Source organism: Microbacterium sp. ZKA21, from assembly GCF_050434165.1.
Lineage (GTDB): Bacteria > Actinomycetota > Actinomycetes > Actinomycetales > Microbacteriaceae > Microbacterium.
This window is the reverse complement of sequence record NZ_JBNPVV010000001.1, coordinates 591,841-611,680: the sequence shown is the minus strand read 5'-3', so window position 1 is coordinate 611,680 and position 19,840 is coordinate 591,841. Positions and strand designations below refer to the sequence as shown.

At 68.2% G+C, this 19,840-nt stretch carries 26 protein-coding genes; 15 read left to right on the top strand and 11 right to left on the bottom strand.

Translation table 11 applies throughout. The annotated features are described in order from the left end of the window. A complete protein-coding gene (fbaA, locus tag M2317_RS03040) occupies positions 1-1,029 on the bottom strand; it encodes a class II fructose-bisphosphate aldolase (RefSeq protein WP_429457184.1) in 1,029 nt (342 codons plus the stop codon). 184 nt (positions 1,030-1,213) lie between these two features. Here fbaA and glpX point away from each other — a divergent pair, with 184 nt between their 5' ends. Together glpX and M2317_RS03030 are read left to right on the top strand one after the other, a co-directional pair. Beyond that, entirely contained in the window at positions 1,214-2,200 is a 987-nt protein-coding gene (glpX, locus tag M2317_RS03035) for a class II fructose-bisphosphatase (RefSeq protein WP_429457182.1), read from the top strand. Between the two features lie 151 nt (positions 2,201-2,351). Continuing rightward, positions 2,352-2,660, top strand: a complete 309-nt coding sequence (locus tag M2317_RS03030) for a hypothetical protein (RefSeq protein ID WP_429457181.1) — start codon at positions 2,352-2,354, stop codon at positions 2,658-2,660. Between the two features lie 40 nt (positions 2,661-2,700). On the opposite strand, the gene M2317_RS03025 is transcribed toward M2317_RS03030, so the two are convergent. Together M2317_RS03025 and M2317_RS03020 are read right to left on the bottom strand one after the other, a co-directional pair. Beyond that, the gene (locus M2317_RS03025) at positions 2,701-3,984 is read right to left on the bottom strand and encodes a DNA recombination protein RmuC (RefSeq protein WP_429457179.1); all 1,284 of its coding nucleotides are present in this window, start codon (positions 3,982-3,984) and stop codon (positions 2,701-2,703) included. A gap of 170 nt (positions 3,985-4,154) precedes the next feature. Continuing rightward, the gene (locus M2317_RS03020) at positions 4,155-4,748 is read right to left on the bottom strand and encodes a 3'-5' exonuclease (protein ID WP_429457177.1); all 594 of its coding nucleotides are present in this window, start codon (positions 4,746-4,748) and stop codon (positions 4,155-4,157) included. Positions 4,749-4,807: 59 nt separating this feature from the next. Between M2317_RS03020 and M2317_RS03015 the strand changes: the two genes are divergently transcribed. From M2317_RS03015 to ychF, 3 genes are read left to right on the top strand one after another with little or no spacing between them, the layout of a single operon-like run. Continuing rightward, on the top strand, positions 4,808-5,551 hold the full coding sequence (locus M2317_RS03015) for a class I SAM-dependent methyltransferase (RefSeq protein ID WP_429457175.1): 744 nt from the start codon (positions 4,808-4,810) through the stop codon (positions 5,549-5,551). Beyond that, a complete protein-coding gene (locus M2317_RS03010) occupies positions 5,548-6,282 on the top strand; it encodes an HAD family hydrolase (RefSeq protein ID WP_429457173.1) in 735 nt (244 codons plus the stop codon). Before M2317_RS03015 ends, M2317_RS03010 begins: the two co-directional genes overlap by 4 nt. An 11-nt stretch (positions 6,283-6,293) precedes the next feature. After that, positions 6,294-7,367, top strand: coding sequence for a redox-regulated ATPase YchF (ychF, locus tag M2317_RS03005; protein ID WP_429457171.1), 1,074 nt, complete (start codon positions 6,294-6,296; stop codon positions 7,365-7,367). Positions 7,368-7,370: 3 nt separating this feature from the next. Here the strand turns inward: ychF and M2317_RS03000 are convergent, their stop codons facing one another. Next, positions 7,371-7,913 carry a dihydrofolate reductase family protein gene (locus tag M2317_RS03000; protein WP_429457169.1) on the bottom strand — a complete coding sequence of 181 codons (543 nt, stop codon included), beginning with the start codon at positions 7,911-7,913 and terminating at the stop codon, positions 7,371-7,373. 140 nt (positions 7,914-8,053) lie between these two features. Between M2317_RS03000 and M2317_RS02995 the strand changes: the two genes are divergently transcribed. Together M2317_RS02995 and M2317_RS02990 are read left to right on the top strand one after the other, a co-directional pair. Then, on the top strand, positions 8,054-8,644 hold the full coding sequence (locus tag M2317_RS02995) for a TetR/AcrR family transcriptional regulator (protein ID WP_429457168.1): 591 nt from the start codon (positions 8,054-8,056) through the stop codon (positions 8,642-8,644). A gap of 135 nt (positions 8,645-8,779) precedes the next feature. Beyond that, positions 8,780-9,604, top strand: a complete 825-nt coding sequence (locus M2317_RS02990; RefSeq protein WP_429457166.1) for a DNA-formamidopyrimidine glycosylase family protein — start codon at positions 8,780-8,782, stop codon at positions 9,602-9,604. 31 nt (positions 9,605-9,635) lie between these two features. On the opposite strand, the gene M2317_RS02985 is transcribed toward M2317_RS02990, so the two are convergent. Continuing rightward, positions 9,636-10,154 (bottom strand): GNAT family N-acetyltransferase, encoded by a 519-nt coding sequence (locus tag M2317_RS02985; RefSeq protein WP_429457164.1) that lies wholly within the window; start codon positions 10,152-10,154, stop codon positions 9,636-9,638. 270 nt (positions 10,155-10,424) lie between these two features. Between M2317_RS02985 and M2317_RS02980 the strand changes: the two genes are divergently transcribed. The 4 genes from M2317_RS02980 to M2317_RS02965 all read left to right on the top strand — a co-directional run bounded on the left by M2317_RS02980 (position 10,425) and on the right by M2317_RS02965 (position 12,692). Next, positions 10,425-10,970 (top strand): GNAT family N-acetyltransferase, encoded by a 546-nt coding sequence (locus M2317_RS02980; RefSeq protein WP_429457162.1) that lies wholly within the window; start codon positions 10,425-10,427, stop codon positions 10,968-10,970. A gap of 36 nt (positions 10,971-11,006) precedes the next feature. After that, complete coding sequence (locus M2317_RS02975) at positions 11,007-11,171, top strand: hypothetical protein (protein ID WP_429457161.1); 165 nt, start codon at positions 11,007-11,009, stop codon at positions 11,169-11,171. Further along, entirely contained in the window at positions 11,168-11,968 is an 801-nt protein-coding gene (locus M2317_RS02970) for an alpha/beta fold hydrolase (protein ID WP_429457159.1), read from the top strand. The genes M2317_RS02975 and M2317_RS02970 overlap by 4 nt, the downstream gene beginning before the upstream one ends. A 160-nt stretch (positions 11,969-12,128) precedes the next feature. Then, entirely contained in the window at positions 12,129-12,692 is a 564-nt protein-coding gene (locus M2317_RS02965; protein ID WP_429457158.1) for an alpha/beta fold hydrolase, read from the top strand. 4 nt (positions 12,693-12,696) lie between these two features. Here M2317_RS02965 and M2317_RS02960 read toward each other — a convergent pair whose 3' ends face one another. Continuing rightward, positions 12,697-13,281 carry a TetR/AcrR family transcriptional regulator gene (locus M2317_RS02960; protein WP_429457156.1) on the bottom strand — a complete coding sequence of 195 codons (585 nt, stop codon included), beginning with the start codon at positions 13,279-13,281 and terminating at the stop codon, positions 12,697-12,699. Between the two features lie 74 nt (positions 13,282-13,355). On the opposite strand from M2317_RS02960, the gene M2317_RS02955 reads away from it, so the two are divergent. From M2317_RS02955 to M2317_RS02945, 3 genes are all read left to right on the top strand, one after another. Beyond that, the gene (locus tag M2317_RS02955) at positions 13,356-14,282 is read left to right on the top strand and encodes a DMT family transporter (protein ID WP_429457155.1); all 927 of its coding nucleotides are present in this window, start codon (positions 13,356-13,358) and stop codon (positions 14,280-14,282) included. A gap of 18 nt (positions 14,283-14,300) precedes the next feature. Then, the gene (locus tag M2317_RS02950) at positions 14,301-15,179 is read left to right on the top strand and encodes a GyrI-like domain-containing protein (RefSeq protein ID WP_429457153.1); all 879 of its coding nucleotides are present in this window, start codon (positions 14,301-14,303) and stop codon (positions 15,177-15,179) included. A 153-nt stretch (positions 15,180-15,332) separates the two neighbouring features. Beyond that, positions 15,333-15,719: an SHOCT domain-containing protein gene (locus M2317_RS02945; protein ID WP_429457151.1), complete on the top strand. Its 387-nt coding sequence runs from the start codon at positions 15,333-15,335 to the stop codon at positions 15,717-15,719. A 69-nt stretch (positions 15,720-15,788) separates the two neighbouring features. Here the strand turns inward: M2317_RS02945 and M2317_RS02940 are convergent, their stop codons facing one another. The 4 genes from M2317_RS02940 to M2317_RS02925 all read right to left on the bottom strand — a co-directional run bounded on the left by M2317_RS02940 (position 15,789) and on the right by M2317_RS02925 (position 17,957). Next, entirely contained in the window at positions 15,789-16,355 is a 567-nt protein-coding gene (locus M2317_RS02940; RefSeq protein ID WP_429457149.1) for a carboxymuconolactone decarboxylase family protein, read from the bottom strand. Between the two features lie 76 nt (positions 16,356-16,431). Next, on the bottom strand, positions 16,432-16,731 hold the full coding sequence (locus M2317_RS02935) for a Fe-S cluster assembly protein HesB (RefSeq protein WP_429457148.1): 300 nt from the start codon (positions 16,729-16,731) through the stop codon (positions 16,432-16,434). Between the two features lie 124 nt (positions 16,732-16,855). Beyond that, positions 16,856-17,431: a 1-acyl-sn-glycerol-3-phosphate acyltransferase gene (locus M2317_RS02930; protein WP_429457650.1), complete on the bottom strand. Its 576-nt coding sequence runs from the start codon at positions 17,429-17,431 to the stop codon at positions 16,856-16,858. Positions 17,432-17,480: 49 nt separating this feature from the next. Beyond that, positions 17,481-17,957: a DUF6328 family protein gene (locus M2317_RS02925; protein WP_429457146.1), complete on the bottom strand. Its 477-nt coding sequence runs from the start codon at positions 17,955-17,957 to the stop codon at positions 17,481-17,483. A gap of 108 nt (positions 17,958-18,065) precedes the next feature. Between M2317_RS02925 and M2317_RS02920 the strand changes: the two genes are divergently transcribed. Continuing rightward, positions 18,066-18,194 carry a hypothetical protein gene (locus M2317_RS02920; RefSeq protein ID WP_429457144.1) on the top strand — a complete coding sequence of 43 codons (129 nt, stop codon included), beginning with the start codon at positions 18,066-18,068 and terminating at the stop codon, positions 18,192-18,194. A 48-nt stretch (positions 18,195-18,242) separates the two neighbouring features. Here the strand turns inward: M2317_RS02920 and M2317_RS02915 are convergent, their stop codons facing one another. Continuing rightward, positions 18,243-19,715, bottom strand: coding sequence for an MDR family MFS transporter (locus M2317_RS02915; protein WP_429457142.1), 1,473 nt, complete (start codon positions 19,713-19,715; stop codon positions 18,243-18,245). Between the last annotated feature and the right edge of the window lie 125 nt (positions 19,716-19,840).

Genomic DNA, 19,840 nt, shown 5'->3' with positions numbered 1-19,840 from the left:
TCAGCTCTTGGACTGGCCGTAGCTGCCGAGCTGGCGGGTCGACTCGACGACGCGTGCGGCCATCGCGGACTCGGCGACCTTGCCCCAGGCGCGCGGGTCGTACTGCTTCTTGTTGCCGACCTCGCCGTCGACCTTCAGGACGCCGTCGTAGTTCTTGAACATGTAGTCGGCGATCGCGCGGGTGTACGCGTACTGCGTGTCCGTGTCGATGTTCATCTTGATGACGCCGTTCGCGACCGCGAGGGCGATCTCCTCGTCGGTCGAGCCGGAACCGCCGTGGAAGACGAGGTCGAGCGGCTTGGCGCCCGTGCTGTACTTCGCCGCGACCTGCGCCTGGATCTCTCCGAGGAGCTCGGGACGCAGCTTGACGCCGCCGGGCTTGTAGACACCGTGGACGTTGCCGAACGTGAGGGCGGCGATGTAGCGGCCCTGTTCGCCGAGGCCGAGGGCCTGGACGGCCTGGTCGACGTCCGCGAAGGTCGTGTAGAGGGCGTCGTTCGAGCCCTCGTGCTGGACGCCGTCCTCCTCGCCGCCGACGACACCGATCTCGACCTCGAGGATCGCGTTGATGTTCTTCATGCGGGGGAGGAGGTCCCTGGCGATCTCGATGTTCTCCGCGAGGGGAACGGCCGAACCGTCCCACATGTGGGACTGGAAGATCGGGTTGCGGCCGGCCTTGACCTCCTCTTCGGATGCGGCGATGAGCGGCTCGACGAAGCCGCCGAGGGCATCCTTCGGGCAGTGGTCGGTGTGCAGCGCGACCGTGACGGGATAGTTCTTCGCGACTTCGGTCGCGAAGCGGGCGAAGGCCAGAGCGCCGGTCGCGCGGGCCTTCACGGTGTGGCCGGCGAAGTAGTCGGCGCCACCCGTGGTGACCTGGATGATGCCGTCGGAGCCGGCCTCGGTCAGGCCCTGGAGGACGGAGTTGATGGTCTGCGAGCTGGAGACGTTGAACGCCGGGTACGCGAAGCCACCGGCCTTCGCGCGGTCGAGCATTTCTGCGTACTGATCCGGAGTGGCGACGGGCATGAGGAACTCCTGCGATAGATGAAGCCGGGACAGCAGTCACTCTATCGTCGGACGCTCCGGATGCCGTGGCCGGGGTCACTCGGCGACGGGTCGCTCTTCGCTGATGTTAAAAAACGGAATTCCTTCGATGTTTCGAGGGCGAAACTCCTGTGTTTTCGGTCGATCCGCTGGATAGGCTGACCGCATGGTAAGTCTGACGGCCGATCTGAGCCCACTGCGTCCTGACCGCAACCTCGCGCTGGAGCTCGTGCGCGCGACCGAGGCCGCGGCGATCCGCGCGGTGCCCTTCATCGGGCGCGGTGCGAAGGAGGCGGCTGACGGTGCGGCGGTGGACGCCATGCGCGCGTTCTTGGGGACCGTCGACTTCAAGGGTCGGGTCGTCATCGGCGAGGGCGAGAAGGACAACGCGCCGATGCTGTTCAACGGCGAGGTCGTCGGTACGGGACGCGGTCCCGAGTGCGACATCGCGGTGGACCCGATCGACGGGACATCGTTGACGGCTGCCGGTCGTCAGAACGCCCTGTCCGTGATCGCCGTGTCGGACGGCGGCACGATGCTCGATGCATCCAGCGTCTTCTACATGGACAAGCTCGTGACGGGACCCGCGGGTGTCGGCGTCGTCGACATCCGTCTTCCGATCGGGGAGAACATCCGTCTGCTCTCGAAGGCGCTGGGCAAGCCGGTCGACGAGATCGTCGTGTCGGTGCTGAACAGGCCGCGGCATGAGCAGCTGATCCAGGAGATCCGGGATGCTGGGGCCGGCACGCGCCTGATGAGCGACGGCGATGTCGCCGGCGGCATCAATGCCGCGCGCCATGGTGCACGGACGGACATGTGCGTCGGAGTCGGCGGGAGCCCTGAAGGCATCGTGACCGCATGTGCCATCAAGGCGCTCGGCGGTCACATCCAGGGCCGGCTCTGGCCGCGGGACGACGAAGAGCGTCAGCGCGGCATCGATGCCGGGCTCGAGATGGACAAGGTGCACGAGGCCGATGATCTCGTGCGCGGCAACAACACGATCTTCGTCGCGACCGGTGTCACAGACGGGCAGCTGGTCGCGGGAGTGCGCCGCGAGGGCGGCTACGTGTACACGGAGTCGGTCGTGCTGCGCGGAGCATCCGGTACGCTTCGTCGCATCGCGAGCGAGCACCTCGTCTCGAAGTGGTTGTGATCGCGCCGATCCATAAGCGCTGACCGCATCGTTATCGACCCGGTACGGCGCCGGCGCATCGTCGCGTCATGATTTCTCAGCGGAGCCTGGCAGAATGGTGCCGGATCTGCTGGCACCCCTCGACCGAGGCGTGCCGGGGAGAGGACGAGCGATGAGCACGCAGCACACCGGCCGCGAGAAGGCCATGCCGAAGGTGGTCACCACCGCGACGGGTCGCATCCTGCGCGTCAACGCCGACGGCACACTCGGGTCGAGCTCGCAGGACGCCCAGGCGTCCGCTCAGACGGTCGCTGCCGCGCGCAGCGGGATCGCTCAGGATCCGGCGCGTCGTGCGGATGTGCTCTTCCGCGTGCGGCGCGAGGCGGGCCACGAACTCAGCGCATGGTGGATGATCGGCGCGTTCGTCGTGACCTCCGGCCTGGTCATCGCCCTGCTCAGCTGGGTCCCCGGCGGCGCGTGAACCTGGGTCGCCGCTTGACCGACTCGGCTCGCTGACCGGCTCAGCTCTCGGCCGCGGCGTCTGTGCGGGCATCGTCGAGCCGAAGGCGGACATCGCCGACGTCCGCCCGCAGCGTCGAGGGACTGGATGAGTTCTCGCTGCCGACCACTGGGTCGATCAGTTCCGGCGCGGTGTACCTGCGGCCGGTCGTGAGGATCGCGGCCGGCGCCGAATCGAGTGTCGACGCGTCGATACCGGGGAACTGCCGTGCCGTCACCAACACGCGACTCTCGAGCGAACCGGCGAAGCGGTTGTAGCTGTCGACGGTGCGCTCGAGTGCCCGGCGCAGATCGTCCGCGTGTCCCGCGAGAGTGCCGAGTCGCTCGTAAAGCTGGGTGCCGAGAGCGAGCAGCGTCCGCGCCTCCGTCGACACCTCCTGCTGGGTCCACGTGTAGGCGACGGTCTTGAGCACCGCCCAGAGGTTCACCGGGGAGGCGAGCGCCACGCGCTTGCCGAATGCGTAGTCGAGCAGCGTGGCGTCCTCATCGATGGCGGCGGCCAGCAGCGATTCGTTCGGCAGGAAGCAGATGACGAACTCGGGACTGGAATCCAACCCGGACCAGTACGCCTTCTTCGCCAGCGCATCGATGTGCGCACGCACCGCCTTGACGTGCTTCTGCATGAGGATGCGCCGCGCCGCCTCGTCCTTCTCGCCGATGCCGAGGGCACTGGCCTCGAGATACGCGTCGAGAGGAACCTTCGCGTCCACCGCGATCGACGCACCGCCGGCGAGGCGGATCACCATGTCGGGCCGGCCCTGTCCGCGATCGGAGAAGATCGTGGACTGCAGATCGAAATCGACGTGCCGGGTGAGGCCGGCGGCTTCGACGACGCGTCGCAGCTGCGTCTCGCCCCAGACGCCGCGCGTCGCGGTCGAACGCAGCGCGCCCGCGAGCGACTCGGTGGTCGCGCGCAGCGCCTCATCAGACTCCTGCGCGCGCCGCAGCTGCTCGGCGAGCGACCCGAACTGGGCGTGCCGTTCCTGCTCCAGCGACGTGACCTTCTGCTGCATGTGGTGCAGGCTCTCGCGCACCGGCGCGAGTGCGGTCAGCACGGCGCTCTGCTGCTCGGCGCGCGCCGCCTCGGCCAGCTGCTGTGCGCGGGCATGCTCCACGGCATCCCGATACAGGTCGTACTGCCGGTCGCGGTCGTCTCGCGCTGCCGCGAGCTCGGCCTCCGCACGCGCGAGCGCTGCGGCACCGCGTGAGGCGCGCGCGTACCACCCGGCCGCAGCGCCTGCGGCGAGGGCGACGATCACGAGAAGTACGGTGAGGAGAGCATCCATGACTTCAGTGTGCGCGTGGCCTCCGACATCGCACGGACGCGCGCCGCAGGACCCAGGCGAGCGCCCGCATCGTTCCCAGGGCGAACGGTGCCGCGCTTACGCAGGTCGGTGCGCCGGCGGCGCATCGCGGCTTCGGCTTCGGCGCGCGGCCGGCTCAGCGCGCGTCCGGCTCAGGCGACGGCGCGCTCCGGCACCGACGGGGCCGGAGCCGTCACGCGCACATGCAGCGCGTCGGCCAGGGCATGCACGTCGGCTGCGCCGTGCCGGCGGGCGGCGTCGATGACGATCTGCGCGCACGCCCGGGCGTCGGCGAGGGCGTCGTGGTGCGAGAACTCGGCGAACCCGGCGGCCGCGGCCGCCTTGGGCAGGCGATAGGAGTCCAGCTGGTAGGTCTTTCGGGCGACCTGGAGGCTGCACAGCGAACGGTACGGCGGGCACTGCAGTCCGGTCGCGTCGGATGCCTTGCGCAGCACGTTGAGGTCGAATCCGGCGTTGTGCGCCACCAGCACGTCGGCGCCGGCGAAGTCGCAGAGGCGATCGAACTGCTCGGGCCAGGTCGCGGCATCCTCGACGTCCTCGGGGCGGATCCCATGGATGCGGACGTTCCACTCCTGGAACTCGTCGTGCCCGGCCGGCGGGCGGATCAACCAGCCCGTCATCGCGACGACCTCGCCGCCGCGCACGCGCACGAGCCCTACGGAGCACGCGGAGGCGGGGCTGGAGTTCGCGGTCTCGAAGTCGATCGCAGTGAAATCCAGTGGCACGGATTCACTGTCTCCCGGCATCCGGACGCGACGTCGCAGGCTCGCCGTAGGCTGGCCACATGAGCGAAGACGCACGGGCGACATCCTTCGGGGCGCAGGCCGCCGGCTACGAACTCGCCCGACCCGACTACCCGTTCGAAGCCGTTGCCTGGATGCTCGAGCCGCTGCCGCACGGCTCACGGCGGATCGCGGACGTCGGCGCCGGCACGGGCAAGCTGACGCGGGTGCTGGCGACGGCTCCGGATGCAGAGATCGTCGCGGTCGATCCGGATGCCGAGATGCTCGCGACGCTCGGGGTGACCGTGCCCGGTGTGCCCACCTTCCTCGGCACGGCCGAGCACCTGCCGCTTCCCGATTCGAGTGTTGATGCCGTGGTACTGGCACAGGCGTGGCATTGGGTCGAGCCGGTGGCGGCATCGGCCGAAGTCGGCCGTGTCGTGCGCGACGGCGGCGTCCTGGGGCTGATCTGGAACATCCGCGACGAGCGCACGGACTGGGTGCGTCGACTGACGACGATCATGCACGGCAGTGCGGCGGAGCAACTGCTGTCCGGTGCGGGCCCCGAGGTCATGGCACCCTTCGGGCCCCTCGCCTCCGCGGAGTGGGAGTGGACGATGCCGATCACGCGTTCCCGGCTGCACGATCTCGCCAGTTCGCGAAGCTACGTGATCACGGCGCCGGATGCCGAGAAGCTGCGGATCCGACGCGAGATGGACGAGCTGCTCGACGAACTCGGCATTCACGACGACGATGCGATCGAGCTGCCCTACCTCACGCGCGCGTTCCGGGCGGTGCGGCAATGACCGAGCGCGCCGAAGCCGTCTTCTTCGATCTCGACGGCACGCTCGTCCACGACGGGGCAGGCGACGCCGTGCGCCAGACCGCGCGGGAGCTCGCGCGGCGACACGGGCTCGACGCCGACGCGATCCTCGCGGCGAACGCCGAGGCGTGGAGCGAGTGCTGGGCCCAACAGGGCGAGAGGTGGATGCGCGGCGAGCTCCCTGGCGACGCGCTGCCGCGTGAGATCTGGCGGCTGACGCTGATCGGTTTCGGGCGGGATGGCGTTTCGCTCCTGGATGAAGCAGTACGACTGCATGTCGGGGCCGAGCACGGCACGTTCACGCTGTACGCCGAGACGCTCTCGGTCCTGGAAGGGCTTCGTTCCGCCGGCATCCCGCTCGGAGTCATCACCAACGGTCCGGCAGAATCCCAGCGGGCGAAGCTCGCCACGGTCGGGATCGACGGACTGTTCGACGTCGTGGTGGCGTCGGGCGACATCGGCGTGCTCAAGCCCTCCGGCGCCATCTTCGAGCTGGCGTTGGAGCGGCTCGGCGTCACGGCGGGACGCGCGCTCCATGTCGGAGACAACTTCGCGGCCGATGTCGTGGGTGCTGCTGCCGTCGGGATGACCGCGGTCTGGATCAACCGCGATGCGGCGGTCGCGCCGCGGGCGGACGTGGTGCACCGCGACATCCGATCGCTGCGGGACGTTCTGGTCGACGGGCCGCAGGAGACGGGCATCCCGCGCAGGTAGACTCGTACCCCGTGGCTCTCACTATCGGAATCGTCGGCCTGCCCAACGTCGGCAAGTCCACCCTCTTCAACGCCCTGACCAAGAACGACGTGCTCGCGGCGAACTATCCGTTCGCGACGATCGAGCCGAACGTGGGCGTGGTGAGCCTGCCGGACGCGCGGCTCGGCAAGCTCGCCGAGATCTTCGGCAGCGAGCGGATCCTGCCGGCGACCGTGTCGTTCGTCGACATCGCCGGCATCGTCCGCGGAGCGAGCGAGGGGGAGGGGCTGGGCAACCAGTTCCTCGCCAACATCCGCGAAGCCGACGCGATCGCGCAGGTCGTGCGCGGTTTCGCCGATGACGATGTCGTGCACGTCGATGGTGCGGTGAACCCGGCATCCGACATGGAGACGATCAACGCAGAGCTTATGCTCGCCGACCTGCAGACGCTCGAGAAGGCGATCACCCGGTACGAGAAGGAGGTGCGCGGGCGCAAGCTCGACTCCTCGGTGCTCGAGGCCGCCAACGCCGCGAAGGACGCACTGGAACGCGGCATCCTGCTCTCCACCAGCGGCATCGATCTCGCACCGATCCGGGAGCTCGGCCTGCTGACGTCGAAGCCGGTCATCTTCGTCTTCAACGTCGACGAGTCCGTGCTGACGGATGACGCGCGCAAGGCCGAGCTGGCGGCTCTCGTCGCTCCGGCGAAGGCCGTGTTCCTGGACGCGAAGATCGAGTCCGAGCTGATCGACCTGGACCCTGAGGATGCCGCGGAGCTGCTCGCGTCCACCGGACAGGATGAGTCCGGACTCGACCAGCTCGCACGGATCGGCTTCGACACGCTGGGCCTCCAGACCTATCTCACCGCGGGTCCGAAGGAGGCGCGCGCCTGGACGATCCACAAGGGTGACAAGGCTCCACAGGCCGCGGGTGTCATCCACACCGACTTCGAAAAGGGCTTCATCAAGGCCGAGGTCATCTCGTTCGACGACATCGTGGCGACGGGGTCCGTCGTCGAAGCCCGCGCCAAGGGCAAAGCACGCCTGGAGGGCAAGGACTACGTCATGCAGGACGGCGACGTGGTGGAGTTCCGCTTCAACAACTGACTCCTATCGAAGCACTCGGTAGCACAGGTGAGTCTCGCTGGCGTAGGCGGAGGTCTCGAGGCGCTCCAGTTCGATGCGCTGCCTGAGGCCGGCGAAAAGTGAGATGCCGTCGCCGAGGAGCACCGGCGCGACATCGAGGTGCAACTCGTCGACGAGTCCGAGCCGCAGGCACTGCCGCGCGATGCTCCCTCCGAGCAGGCTGACCCATCGGTCGCCGGCGGCCTGCGAGGCGCGCTCGACGGCGCGGGCGATGTCGTCGACCACGAATGTGTACGTGATGCCGTCGCGTTCGATGGGCTCCTGCGCATCGTGCGTCATGAGGAAGACAGGGACCTGGAGCATCCCGCCGTATGGGATCTCGCCGTCTTCGATGGTCCGTGTCTTGTTCGCACCTCCGACGATGGCACCGATCCTGCCCATGACGTCCTCGACGACGGCGCTGTCTTCCGGAGCAGACGGCCTGCCGAACATCCAGTCGACTCCGCCTCCCTGATCCGCCAAGAATCCATCGAGGGTGATGGTGGCGTGGACGATCACTGTGGCCATGTTGCGCGCTCCTTGCTTCTAGAGGTGAGTCCGGCGACTCGCTTCTCTCAATGTAGGCACCCTCTAGAGGTGAGTCAAGGAACTCATAACTATGGAATACTGGACGGATGGCACGCGGAAGCTCTAGTTACCATCGCGAGATGGCCGCGACGAATCGTGACGCGATCCTCGTCGCAGCAACGCAGCTGTTCCTGGAGAACGGCTACGACCGCACCTCCCTGGCACGAGTCGCTGACGGGGCTGGCGTCTCCAGGGCGACCCTCTTCAAACAATTCCCGACCAAGGCGGCGCTGTTCGAGGCCGCGGTGCTCGCTGCCGGCGGGCGGCCTGCATCGGAACCCGTCGACGTCCCGACGGACGACTTCACCACCGGGCTGGTGGTCCTCGGTCGCGCATACGCGGAGTTGCTGATGCGGCCTGAGATGACAGCACTGATGCGGACGGTGATCGCCGAGTCGCCGCGCTTCCCCGAGCTCCGGCAGCGCACCTTCGACTTCGGAACGCTGCCCGTGCTCACAGCACTGGGGCACTACCTGCGCGACGCGCATGCTGCGGGGACGGCCCACATGGATGACCCGGATCGGGTGTCCGAGCAGTTCCTCGGGATGATCGCATCTTCCATCTTCTGGCCGCGCCTTGTGCACGGCACATGGTCCATCACTGACGCTGAACAGCTACAGGTCGTGGAGGAGGCTGCCCGAACGATCGCCGCGCGGTACGCCACACGCTGAAGCGATCTCGGCGTGACCGCCACAGTACGGCTCGTCGCGCGGCACGGGTCCGCACTGTCTTGCTGAGGCTTCTCTGTGATCGCCGCTCGTTCCGTCTCGCATGCGGATGTCGGAGCTCGGTGCGAGGATGGGCGCATGCCCGAGTCGCCAGAGGTTCAGGTGCTCGTCGAGTTCCTCGGTGAGCAGCTCCGCGGCAGCGTCATCGCAGCGATCGACGTGGCCGAGTTCCGCATCGTCAAGACGCGCGATCGGCAGCTCGACTCGCTCGTCGGTGCCCGGATCACCGACGTGCGGCGCTTCGGCAAGCACGTCGGCTTCGAAACGACTGCGGGCTGGCTGATGATCGGGTTCGGTCGAAACGGCTGGATCCGGTGGCAGGATCCGGAAGACCCGTCCGGTGATGAGTCGGCACCGGAGGTCGCACGGATCGTGCTCGAGGGCAGGGCCGTGATGCGGCTCGTCGACACGGGCGACTTCCTCGCCGTCACCGCGTCGGTCGTCGATGCACCGACCGATGTCGCGGGCATCGCCGCCCTCGGACCGGATCCACTCGCAACCGACTTCTCCCGGGACGACTTCGAGCGCGCACTCGGCACCAGGCGGAAGCAGATCAAGGCACTGCTTCAGGAGCAGACCAGTCTGGCCGGAATCGGCAATGCGTACTCGGACGAGATCCTGCATCGCGCACGGCTGCCGCACGCGGTACATGCGGCAGCTCTGGACGCGGATACGCGGGAGCGACTGTTCCGCGCCGTCGTCGACATCATGCGGGATGCCGTTGCCGATCGTCGAGGACTGCGACCTGATCAGCTCAAACAGGCGAAGGTCGAGGCGATGGTCGTGCATGGGCGCGGCGGCCAGGCATGCCCCGTATGCGGCACCACGATCACCGATCGTGGTGCCGGCGGGGCCTCCGCGCAGTTCTGTCCGCACTGCCAGCCGGATCTCACCGGCGATTGATGCCCAGACTTCGCATGGCCGGGCGAGAGCCCTAGGTCGTTGGGCGCTCTGCTCGTGCGTCGCGGCGCATGCAGATCAGGCGAGGGCGCTCGTCCCAAGACTCCACCTGGGCGAACCCGCGCGACACGTACATTCGGACCACGGCCTCGCGCCAGTCCCAGACGGTCAACGTCACCGGATTCGAGCCGGCGAGGGTGATCGCCTCGTCCAGCAGCGCGGATCCGATGCCGCGGCCGCGTACCACCGGGGATGTCCACAGGCGCTTGATCTCGCTGGCTCCCGCGGTCGTTTTCAGCACGACGATACCGACGATGGTTCGATCAATCTCGGCCACGAGGACCAGGTGATCCGATAATGCGGCGGTGGGATTGTCGACCTCTGCTCTGTACTGAGGCGGAAGCTCGCCGGATCGGGACGGACCTGTGCCGACTCCGTGCTGGATCTTCTCGGTCTCGGTCTGGACGAGGTAAGCGCGCAGTGCCTCGCCGATGGCGGCGGTGTCGGCATGCAGCGCTCCGCGGATGACGGGCGTCGAGGGGGTGATGGGCACGCATCCAGTCTCGCAGGCGCCACCGGGCAGTCGTCTGATCCGGTGACCGCCGAGAACACGGGTCCTGCGCTGCACCGACCGCGAGCGTCAGATGCCAGAGCGACCCACGCCGCCTTCGCCTCCAACACAGACATGTCCCGTCAGGAGCGGATCGATGTCGACACCTACGGGCGATTGCGATCCGATCCGTCACCCAGCTTCGAGGCGCTCCCGATGCAGGTCGATCACTCATCGTCGATCCCACCGTGATCGCGCCGTTAGGCTGACACGATGTCCATCGACGTCGTAGCGCATGAGGGGCTCTCGTCCGACGATCTCTCCCGGTTGAGAGACCTGTTCGACGGCGAGTACCTCGACGACTTCGGTGAGTGGAACCCCACCCAGCCGTATGGCTACGCACCTCATGACGTGCACGTCATCGCGCGGTCGGATGGGCGCGTCGTCGGGCACGTGGGCTGGGCACGCCGCACCATCGGTGTCGGCGACAGCGACGTCACAGTCGCGGGCGTCGGGGGAGTGCTGATCTCCGAGCGGGCACGCGGACGCTCACTGGGGAAGCGGATGCTGGCGGAAACGGCCCGGTCGATGCACGAGTCCGGCGGGATCGCCTTCGGATACCTGGGCTGTCGTGAACAGGTGGCGTCGTTCTATGAATCGTGCGGCTGGCATCGCATCGTCGTGGCGGAACGCTCGATCGCGCGGGACGGGACGCCGGTCGAAGACGCGCCGGGTCAGCCGATTCTCGTGCTTCCGGTCGAGCGCGAGCTGACGTCCTGGCCGCCCGGCTCCGTCGACCTCCGCGGACGCGCGTGGTGACCCGGCGTACCCTGTGAGTGTCGAAGGAGGATCGCCATGACGTTCGATGCTCAGCATCCCGGGCACATTCCGGCAGCGGGTGAGTCGTCCGTCCCCGAGCTCGAAGAGGACGAGACGATCGCGCCTCGTCCAGAAGAGGAGATCGCCGACGTGCTGCGGGCCGAGCCCGACACCGCCGACCACAGTGCAGGTCACGGTTGACCACGACGATCGCACTCGACCGAGACGACGTCTCGCTCGCCGTCACCGACCTCGGTGGTGACGGTCCGCCGTTGCTCCTGCTTCACGGACTCGCGGGCAGCTCGCGCGAGCTCACGCCCACGGCCGCAGCGCTCGCCGACGCGTTCCGCGTCCTGCTCATGGACCAGCGCGGCCACGGCGGCAGCACGCGGCGGCCCGAGAATCTCTCGCGCGAGGCGCACGTGGCCGACGTCGTCCACGTGCTCGAATCCCTCGTCCCCGGACAGCGCTGCGTGCTCGTCGGGCAGTCGATGGGCGCGCACACGGCGTTCCTCGTCGCCGCCGAGCGTCCCGATCTCGTCGATCGGCTCGTGATGCTCGAAGGGCATGCCGCGGGCGACGACGATCCGAAGTCCGCTGCTGATCTCGGACGATTCTTCGCCGGCTGGCCGGCCTTCCGCGACGAAGCCGAGGCCCGCGAGTTCCTCGGCAGCGACGCGATCGTTGATGCCTGGATCGCCGACCTGGAAGCCACACCGTCCGGTCCGCGGCCGCGCTTCGACGCCGACATCATGGAACGCACACTCCGAGCCGTGCACGTGTCCCGATGGCAGGAGTGGGAACGGCTGGAGGTGCCGACGCTCGCGGTGTTCGCCGCCCACGGGATGTTCACGACGGCATCCAAGGCCGAACTGTTGGGGCGCCGTCCCGGAACCCGGCGGATCGACCTGGGCGGCGGCAGCCACGACGCGCACCTCGACGCGTTCGACGAATGGATCGCGGTGATCCGGGCCTGGTTGATCGACGATGACGCATGAGGATGCCGCGCACCCTGGGCTTCTGATCCGCGCTCTCGGCCGCTGCGTTGCGACGGACGCTTCCCCGTCGGCGCGCACCACGCTCCGGTAGCATTGTCAGTCCGTGCCGCGCCCGCATGGCCGAAGGCGATCATGACGGCCATACGAGAGGACTGACCACGTGAGCGACAGCAGCATCTTCGACCCGACCGGCCGTGCCGTGCCCTACGTCGACGAGGGGGAGGGCCCCGTCGCCCTCGTGCTGATCCCCGAAGCGCGCACCGACAACGATGTTCTCGGCATCGTCGCCCACTATCTCGCCGAGGAGGCCGGTTTCCGCGTGCTGCGCATCGGTCATCGCCCGGACGAGACCTCGCTCGCAGAGCGCTCAGACGACGTCATCGCGGTCATGGACCACGTCGGCCTCGCCGACGCCTGGATCGGCGGACACGGCTTCGGCGGCTCGGTCGCTCGCACGGTGGTGGCCGAGCACCCCGACCGCTCCAACGGCCTGCTCCTGCTGGGAGTCGAGGATGCCGAGATCGCGCTCGCCCCGGTGCTGCCCGTTCTGATCGTGCAGGCTTCGGCCGACGAGGTCACCCCGGTGGCGAACGCCGAGCGGCTGCACGCCACCGCGCCCGAACGCTCGAGCATCAAGACCGTCGAGGGTGCGGATCACCTGTTCCCCGTGACGCACCCGGTCGAGACCGCGGTCATCATCGAGGAGTACCTCGACTGGGACTGATCGGTCACGTCGCCCGACGAGCCGCGCCGTGCAGCAGCGTGTCGATGATGCGGGCGGCCAGCGCGTCGACGTCGAGCCCGGCGTCCTCCTCAGGCGTCTGCAGGGTCGCCGCGAGCAGTGCGTAGTACACGCGTCGGGTCCATTGCAGGTCGGTATCCGCGGCGATGAGCCCGGTACCCCGTGCGCGCTCGAGCACAGTGAGGCAGTGCTGCGCGATGTCGTCATGCAGTTGCGCGGCCGCACTCCCTGCAGGGGCGGGGATGCTGAGCGCGAACGCCCATGCGCCCTTGACGTCGAGGACGTTCGCGGTGATCCGATGCAGGGCGACGAGCGGAGGCGCGGTGTCGGGCCGCCCATCGCCGATCGCCTGGATGAGCCGCTCGGCGGCCGACAGCGCCAGGGCATCGAGCAGCGCCTGCCGATTCACGAAGCGACGATGGATGGTCGTGCGCGCGACCCCGGTGGCCGCAGCGATCTGCTCCATCGACGCACCGGGATCAGCGGAGAGCGTGCGCTCAGCAGCCTCGAGAATCGCGTGAACGCTGCGCTCGGCATCCGCTCTCAGCGGGCGCGGGGTCGAGATCATCATGACAAAACACTACTGCCATGATCTTCTTTCTGCTATAACTGCAACAACAGTGTTGCAGTTAAGGAGGATGGCGCATGCGATCGACCACGATGTCGGCTGTCGGGGCTGCGACAGCGATGCTGCTGGTCGGCACATCGACCGCGGTGTCCGCCACGATCGCCGAGTATCCGGTGCTGCTCGGTCAAGCGCTTCGCTATGCGCTCGCCGCAGCGATCCTGCTGCTGGTCGTACGAAGGCTCGGCCTGCCGAAGGTGCAGCTGACGAAGCGCGACGTCCTCCTGCTGCTCGCCCTGTCGGCCACCGGGCTGGTGGGGTTCAACGTGTTCCTCGTCGAGGCCACCCGCCATGCCAGTCCAGCGATGATCGGCAGCGTCGTGGGGGCGGTTCCGATCGTGCTCGCGATCACGGGCCCGCTTCTGCTACGGCGGCGCCCCGCGCCCCGGCTGATCGCGGCGGCGGTCATCGTCACGATCGGCGTCGTCGTCGCCGCCGGATTCGGGGGCGGCAGCGTCTACGGAATGCTGCTCTCGCTCGGCGCGCTCTTGAGCGAGGTCGCGTTCTCGCTGCTGGCGGTTCCGCTGCTGCCGAAACTCGGCGCGCTGCGCGTCGCGGCATACCCGGCGACCCTGTCCGTCGTGCCGCTCGTCGTCGTCGGAATCGCCATCGACGGTGCCGGGTCGCTGCGACTGCCCACGCCGGCCGAGGCGCTCGCGTTCGGATACCTCGGGGCGATCGTCACGGCGCTGGCGTTCCTGCTCTGGTACGACGCGCTGCACCGACTCGGAGCCGATCGTGCGGGGCTCTTCGCAGGACTGGTGCCCGTCGGAGCGCTGCTGACCACGGCGGTGCTGGGGATCGGCGAGATCCGCCCGTCGCATATCATCGGGGCTCTGCTCGTGGCGATCGGCGTCATGATCGGCATGCGGCGTGCGAGTTCGAACGCTCCGACCGAATCGGGCACGGATGATCGGGCGGTGAGAGCCCCGTCCGACGAGCATTGATCTCGAAAGGAGGACCGCATGATCGGCACCCTGAACGCTCTGATCGACCTCGTCGAGGACGCCCTCGACCAGGATCGCCCAGGGCCGGACATCGACATCGCCGCTTTCGCCCGGGCGCACGCGACGACGGAGTACCACCTGCGGCGCATGTTCGCGTCGCTCGCCGGAATGCCGGTGTCGGAGTACATCCGACGCCGGCGCATGACGCGCGCGGCGGCGGAGCTCGTCTCCGGAGCGCCCGACCTGCTGGCGGTCGCGGTGCGCCACGGGTACGGCTCGATCGAGGCGTTCACTCGCGCGTTCCGCGCCGTGCACGGCACTGCTCCGGCTCAGGTGCGCCGGGACGGCGGTCCTCTCCGCACACAACCCATGCTCAGATTCCGTCTGAGCGTCGAAGGGAGAGTCCCCATGGACGTCACCATCACCGAGCGCCCCGCGTTCGCCCTCGTCGGCCATGCCGCCGAGGTGCCCCTCATCCATGAGGGCGTCAACCCGCACATCCAGGCGCACATCGCGTCGTTCGCACCGGAGGAGCATCAGCGTCTCAAGGAGCTGGGCAACACCGACCCCGCCGGCATCCTCGCCGTCTCGGACGGGCCGGAACCGGATGCCGCTGAGGGGACGCCGCTGAGGTATCTGCATGGCGTCGCGGTCTCCAAGAGCACTACGGTGCCCGGCGACCTCGACATCATCGATCTGCCCGCCGGCTCTTGGGCCGTCTTCGCATCGAGCGGTGCCTTCCCCGAGACGCTGCAGAGTCTCTGGGCGGCGACGGCGACCGAATGGTTCCCCTCGAACCCGTGGCGGCTGCGGCCCGGACCGTCGATCGTCCGATACCTCGAGTTCACCGAGACCCACGCGACGTGCGAGCTCTGGCTGCCCGTCGAGCGCGCATAGACGCGGGAATCCGCGGCATGGTCACCCGGAAGGGGTGACCATGCCGCGTCGGTGCGGTCGAGTGCTCAGCGAGGCGGTACGGTTCCAGAGGCCCGCCGTAACGGCGGCATCGCATGTGCCGTGACGGCGGCATCCAAAGAAAGGCACACACCCATGAACTTCTGGGCATCATTCTGGGACATCATCTGGTGGTTCATCCTCGTCTTCGCGTTCGTGTCGTACCTGTACGCACTGTTCGCGGTGATCGGCGACCTGTTCCGCGACAGCAAGCTCGGCGGCGGATGGAAGGCGCTGTGGATCATCTTCCTGATCTTCGTGCCTTTCCTGACGGTCCTCGTCTACCTGATCGCCCGCGGTGGCAGCATGGCGGAGCGCTACGCAGCCCAGGCCCAGGCGGCCAAGGCGTCCACCGACGCGTACATCCAGCAGGTCGCCGGCGCGAGCCCGACCGACGAGATCGCGAAGGCCAAGGACCTGCTGACGTCCGGCGCCATCACGACCGAGGAGTTCGACAAGATCAAGGCCAAGGCCCTGAGCTGATCCGCTCCCGAGGCTGACAGAACAGCCCCTCGCCGACATCATCGGCGAGGGGCTGTTCTGCGTCCGGGATCAGGATGCCGTGAGCGACTGTGCCAGCGCGGGCGGGAGGCCCGGCATCTCGTCCACGGGCACCGCCAGTGCCAGGAGCGACCGGCTCAAGAAGTTGCGCGCGCCGGCCGCGAACGTGATGTCCACGATCTGGCGGTCGCTGAATCCGGCATCGCGCAGCTCCTGCGCATCGGCATCCGACATCGAACCGGCATCGCCGGAGAGCTTGCGCGCGTACCGGATCACGACCTGCTCGGCGCTCGAGAAGCCGCTGTCGTCGCCGCGTGTGAAGGACTGCAGGCCCTGCTCATCGACGACCTCTGCGCGCAGCGCCTTGCGCGCGTGCGCGAGCAGGCAGTGCGGTGACCCGATGGCCTGCGCCGCACCGAGCGTGGCGGCCTCGTAGACGCCGATTCCGATCGACGGGACGACGGCGCGGATCATCTGCTCGAAAGCGGCATGCGCTTCGGGGTTCACGGCCAGCGCCTGCGTGTAGGCGAAGACGAAGCCGTCGCTCGCCACGTCCGCGGCGTACATGTCGGCGACGTGACCGGTGGCGGTCTCCACCGGCGGGGGAGTGATGATCACGGCAGACGTCCGTCCTGGCAGGGGCGGACCCGCCAGGACGGACGTTACTCGCCCGCGGCGGCGGGCGGAAGAGTGATCAGGCGGGCTGGGGCAGGATGGTGAAGTTCACCGTGCCCTCGCCGTCGACTCCGGCATCCAGCACCTTGTCCGCGAGAGCCTCCGCCGCAGCCGTTTCGAGGTAGACGCGCGTGCCGGCGGCTTCGATGATCTGATCCGCCGGTTCAGGGGAGGGGACGACATGGACGGCGAAGCGTGCTTCTCCGTTCGGACCGGGGGCCGGTGCGGATTCGATCCGCAGGCCGGCGTCGTCTCCGTTCTCCTGACCGGTGACGATCGTGGTGACGACGGCGTTTGCATTGTCGGTGAGGGTGAGCACAGGGCTCTCCTTTCCGTTCGCGGACACACCCCGGCCGGGGCATGTCCGGGCTACGATTCCGGACCGTGCCGCGTGCTTCAACCCCTCGGCGACGACTCGGAGGGTTCTCCCACCTTGACGAGGATCAGTCGGCTACGGTCTCCTCGCGCAACCGAGGTTCGGTGCGCCGTTGCGGGCGAACGCCGGCCTTGTCCGCGTAGAACTCGCGGATCCGGTCCATGTCCGAGGCGACATCGCCGGTGAGCTCGACGGTCGGGCCGAGACCGGCCGTCATCGTCGTGCGGTCGACGAAGCCCAGTGTCACCGGCATCCCGGTCTGTCTGGCGATCCGGTAGAAGCCGCTCTTCCAGTAGGCGTTGCCCCCACGGGTGCCGTCCGGCGTGATCACGAGACCGAAGACGGCCCCGGCATCCACCTGCTGGACGACGTCGGCGACGACGCGTCCCGGATCCTCGCGGTCGACGGGGATCCCGCCCAGCCGGCGCATCACCGGTCCGCGCCAGCCGTGGAAGAGGCTCTTCTTGCCCAGCCAGTGCACCTCGATCCCGAGGCGCCATGCGATGGCGAGCATCAGCACGAAGTCCCAGTTGGACGTGTGCGGTGCGCCGAGCAGGATGGTCGGTCGAGCAGGCGCCGGCTCTCCGGCGATCCTCCAGCGGCTGAACGCCCAGTACACGCGGGAGAGGAAGCCTTTGAGCATCAGACAACCGTAGGCGACGATGTATGCATCGGCGGGCATGCAGCGCGTCTCATGGGCGCCGCGCCAGTCGCGGCAGCACCACCCACAGTGCCAGCACGACCAGGCTCGCCACGATCAGCACGGAAACTGAGGCGGTGCGATCCAGTACGAAGTCGAAGATCAGCGTCGTCACCCCGATGCTGAGCAGACCGATGACGCACAGGGCCGCCTTCACGATCCGCGACGTGAACCGCACGAGATCGGGTTTGCGGTGCTTGCCGAACCAGGCGCGATGCAGACCGACCGGCGTGAGGGACAGGACGGTCGCGAGCGCCGCGAGGCCCACCAGCACGAGGTACAGTCCGCGTTGGGTCTCGTCGAGCTCGGTGAAGCGGGGTTGGAACGCGACCGCGAGCAGGAAGCCGGACAGGACCTGGGTGCCGGTCTGCATGACGCGAAGCTCCTGCATGAGCTCGTCCCAGTTGCGATCCGCACGTTCGTCCGGCGTCTCATCGCGGCCATCGGGTTTGGCATCCGCATCGCTCATACCGGCAGTCTCAGACCACGCGGCGAGCTTGTCCAGGGGGTGGTGCGGATCTCGGGCCGCGCTCCCGCCCGCGGAGCCCACGAGTGCGAGCGGGCGTAGCATGGAGGCATGAGCGATCAGATCGATCCGGCCACGTCCGCTGCGCCTTCTCTTGTCGCGCCGGCGGGCCTCAACCTTCTGGGTGGCGCTGACGCGGGTGTCTGCTGCGGCGACTCCTGCGCGCTTCCGTCCGAGTGACCTGAGCGGCGGCATCCGCCCCGCCGAAGCAGGGCGGATGCGCAGCCATCAGTGTCCGCCGTGGAAACCGTCTCCGGCGTCGTCGGCGGGCTTGCGCACGAACGCGGAGAGCGCGACAGCGGCGAGCGAGATGATCGCGGCAAGCAGGAACGCGGTCCGCGCACCCGGTGCCCCCGCAGCCGCCTTCGACAGGCCCTCGCTCTCGCCCGCATACAGGATCGACGAGTAGACGACCGTCATCACCGCGACGCCGGCCGCGCCGGCCACCTGCTGCAGCGTGTTCAGCACCGCCGAACCGTGCGAATAGAACCGTCGCTCCAGGGACCCGAGCGATGCGGAGAACAGTGGTGTGAACGACATCGCGAGACCGACGGACATCACCGTCTGCACGATGACCAGCATCCACCAGGGCGTGTGCTCGCCGACTGTCGCATAGAAGAACAGCGATCCCGAGATCATGATCGTTCCCGGCACGAGCAGCGTGCGCGTTCCGCGCGAGTCGTAGACGCGCCCCATGATCGGGCCGAGCAGACCCATGAGGACCGAGCCGGGCAGCAGGATGAGCCCGGACTGCAGGGCATCCAGGCCCGCGACGTTCTGCAGGTACTGCGGCAGCAGCGTCAGCGTGCCGAACATCGACAGGGCGACGATGGCCATGATGATGACGGCGATCGTGAAGTTCCGCGAGCGGAACACGCGCAGATCGAGCAGCGCGTCATCGATGCGCTGCAGCACGAGCTGGCGCCAGACGAACAGTGCCAGGGCGATCGCACCGACGACGAGCGCGACGATGCCGGTCGTGGCGGCCCCATCGCCGTGGCCGCCGAACTGGCTCAGGCCGTACACGATGCCGCCGAAGCCGAACGCGGCGAGCGGCACCGACAGCACATCGAGCGGAACCTTCTTCGTCTCACCGAGGTTCGTCATCCACTTCGCACCCATGGCCAGCGCCACGATCGCGATCGGCAGGACGATGCCGAACAGCCAGCGCCAGTTGAGCGTCTCGAGCACCGCGCCGGCGAGAGTCGGGCCGATGGCCGGTGCCAGGGAGATGACGAGGCCGACGCGTCCCATCATGCGGCCACGGGACTGCGGCGGCACGACGTTCATCATCGTCGTCATGAGCAGCGGCATCATGACACCGGTACCTGCGGCCTGAATCACGCGGCCGGCGAGCAGCACGGTGAATCCGGGGGCCACGAGGCAGACCAGCGTGCCGAGCGTGAAGGCGCTCATCGCGGCGATGAACACCTGACGCGTCGTGAAGCGCTGCAGGATGAAACCGGTCGTCGGGATCACGACGGCCATGGTCAGCATGAACGCGCTCGTGAGCCACTGCCCGAGCTCGGGCGGCAGCCCAAGATCCTCGTTGAGGTGCGGGATCGCGATGCCCATCGTGGTCTCGTTGAGGATCGCGACGAACGCGGCGACCAGCAGCAGCCAGATCACCCGCATGTCGGAGCGGGGGATCATCGGGGCGGGCTTGGCGGTGGTGGGTATGGAACCAGTGGTTGTGGCCATGACGTCTCCTTAAGTTCAGGACGGGCGAACGGCCACCGGCGGAACCGTCAGAATCGGCATCCGCGCGAGGGCAAGCCTCAAGAGTAACCGCCGGATCCGACATCGCATTCCCGTTCCTGCGAACG

Excerpts from the sequence above, each read along its gene's own strand:
- M2317_RS03015 (WP_429457175.1), top strand. The coding sequence starts at position 4,808 with ATGAGCGAAGACGCACGGGCGACATCCTTCGGGGCGCAGGCCGCCGGC.
- M2317_RS02950 (WP_429457153.1), top strand. The coding sequence starts at position 14,301 with ATGATCGGCACCCTGAACGCTCTGATCGACCTCGTCGAGGACGCCCTC.
- fbaA (WP_429457184.1), bottom strand. The coding sequence starts at position 1,029 with ATGCCCGTCGCCACTCCGGATCAGTACGCAGAAATGCTCGACCGCGCG.
- M2317_RS02955 (WP_429457155.1), top strand. The coding sequence starts at position 13,356 with ATGCGATCGACCACGATGTCGGCTGTCGGGGCTGCGACAGCGATGCTG.
- glpX (WP_429457182.1), top strand. The coding sequence starts at position 1,214 with ATGGTAAGTCTGACGGCCGATCTGAGCCCACTGCGTCCTGACCGCAAC.
- M2317_RS03030 (WP_429457181.1), top strand. The coding sequence starts at position 2,352 with ATGAGCACGCAGCACACCGGCCGCGAGAAGGCCATGCCGAAGGTGGTC.
- M2317_RS02975 (WP_429457161.1), top strand. The coding sequence starts at position 11,007 with ATGACGTTCGATGCTCAGCATCCCGGGCACATTCCGGCAGCGGGTGAG.
- M2317_RS03000 (WP_429457169.1), bottom strand. The coding sequence starts at position 7,913 with ATGGCCACAGTGATCGTCCACGCCACCATCACCCTCGATGGATTCTTG.
- M2317_RS03010 (WP_429457173.1), top strand. The coding sequence starts at position 5,548 with ATGACCGAGCGCGCCGAAGCCGTCTTCTTCGATCTCGACGGCACGCTC.
- M2317_RS02980 (WP_429457162.1), top strand. The coding sequence starts at position 10,425 with ATGTCCATCGACGTCGTAGCGCATGAGGGGCTCTCGTCCGACGATCTC.
- M2317_RS02945 (WP_429457151.1), top strand. The coding sequence starts at position 15,333 with ATGAACTTCTGGGCATCATTCTGGGACATCATCTGGTGGTTCATCCTC.
- M2317_RS02925 (WP_429457146.1), bottom strand. The coding sequence starts at position 17,957 with ATGAGCGATGCGGATGCCAAACCCGATGGCCGCGATGAGACGCCGGAC.
- M2317_RS02995 (WP_429457168.1), top strand. The coding sequence starts at position 8,054 with ATGGCCGCGACGAATCGTGACGCGATCCTCGTCGCAGCAACGCAGCTG.
- M2317_RS02930 (WP_429457650.1), bottom strand. The coding sequence starts at position 17,431 with ATGCTCAAAGGCTTCCTCTCCCGCGTGTACTGGGCGTTCAGCCGCTGG.
- M2317_RS03025 (WP_429457179.1), bottom strand. The coding sequence starts at position 3,984 with ATGGATGCTCTCCTCACCGTACTTCTCGTGATCGTCGCCCTCGCCGCA.
- M2317_RS02915 (WP_429457142.1), bottom strand. The coding sequence starts at position 19,715 with ATGGCCACAACCACTGGTTCCATACCCACCACCGCCAAGCCCGCCCCG.
- M2317_RS02920 (WP_429457144.1), top strand. The coding sequence starts at position 18,066 with ATGAGCGATCAGATCGATCCGGCCACGTCCGCTGCGCCTTCTCTTGTC.
- M2317_RS02990 (WP_429457166.1), top strand. The coding sequence starts at position 8,780 with ATGCCCGAGTCGCCAGAGGTTCAGGTGCTCGTCGAGTTCCTCGGTGAG.
- M2317_RS02960 (WP_429457156.1), bottom strand. The coding sequence starts at position 13,281 with ATGATGATCTCGACCCCGCGCCCGCTGAGAGCGGATGCCGAGCGCAGC.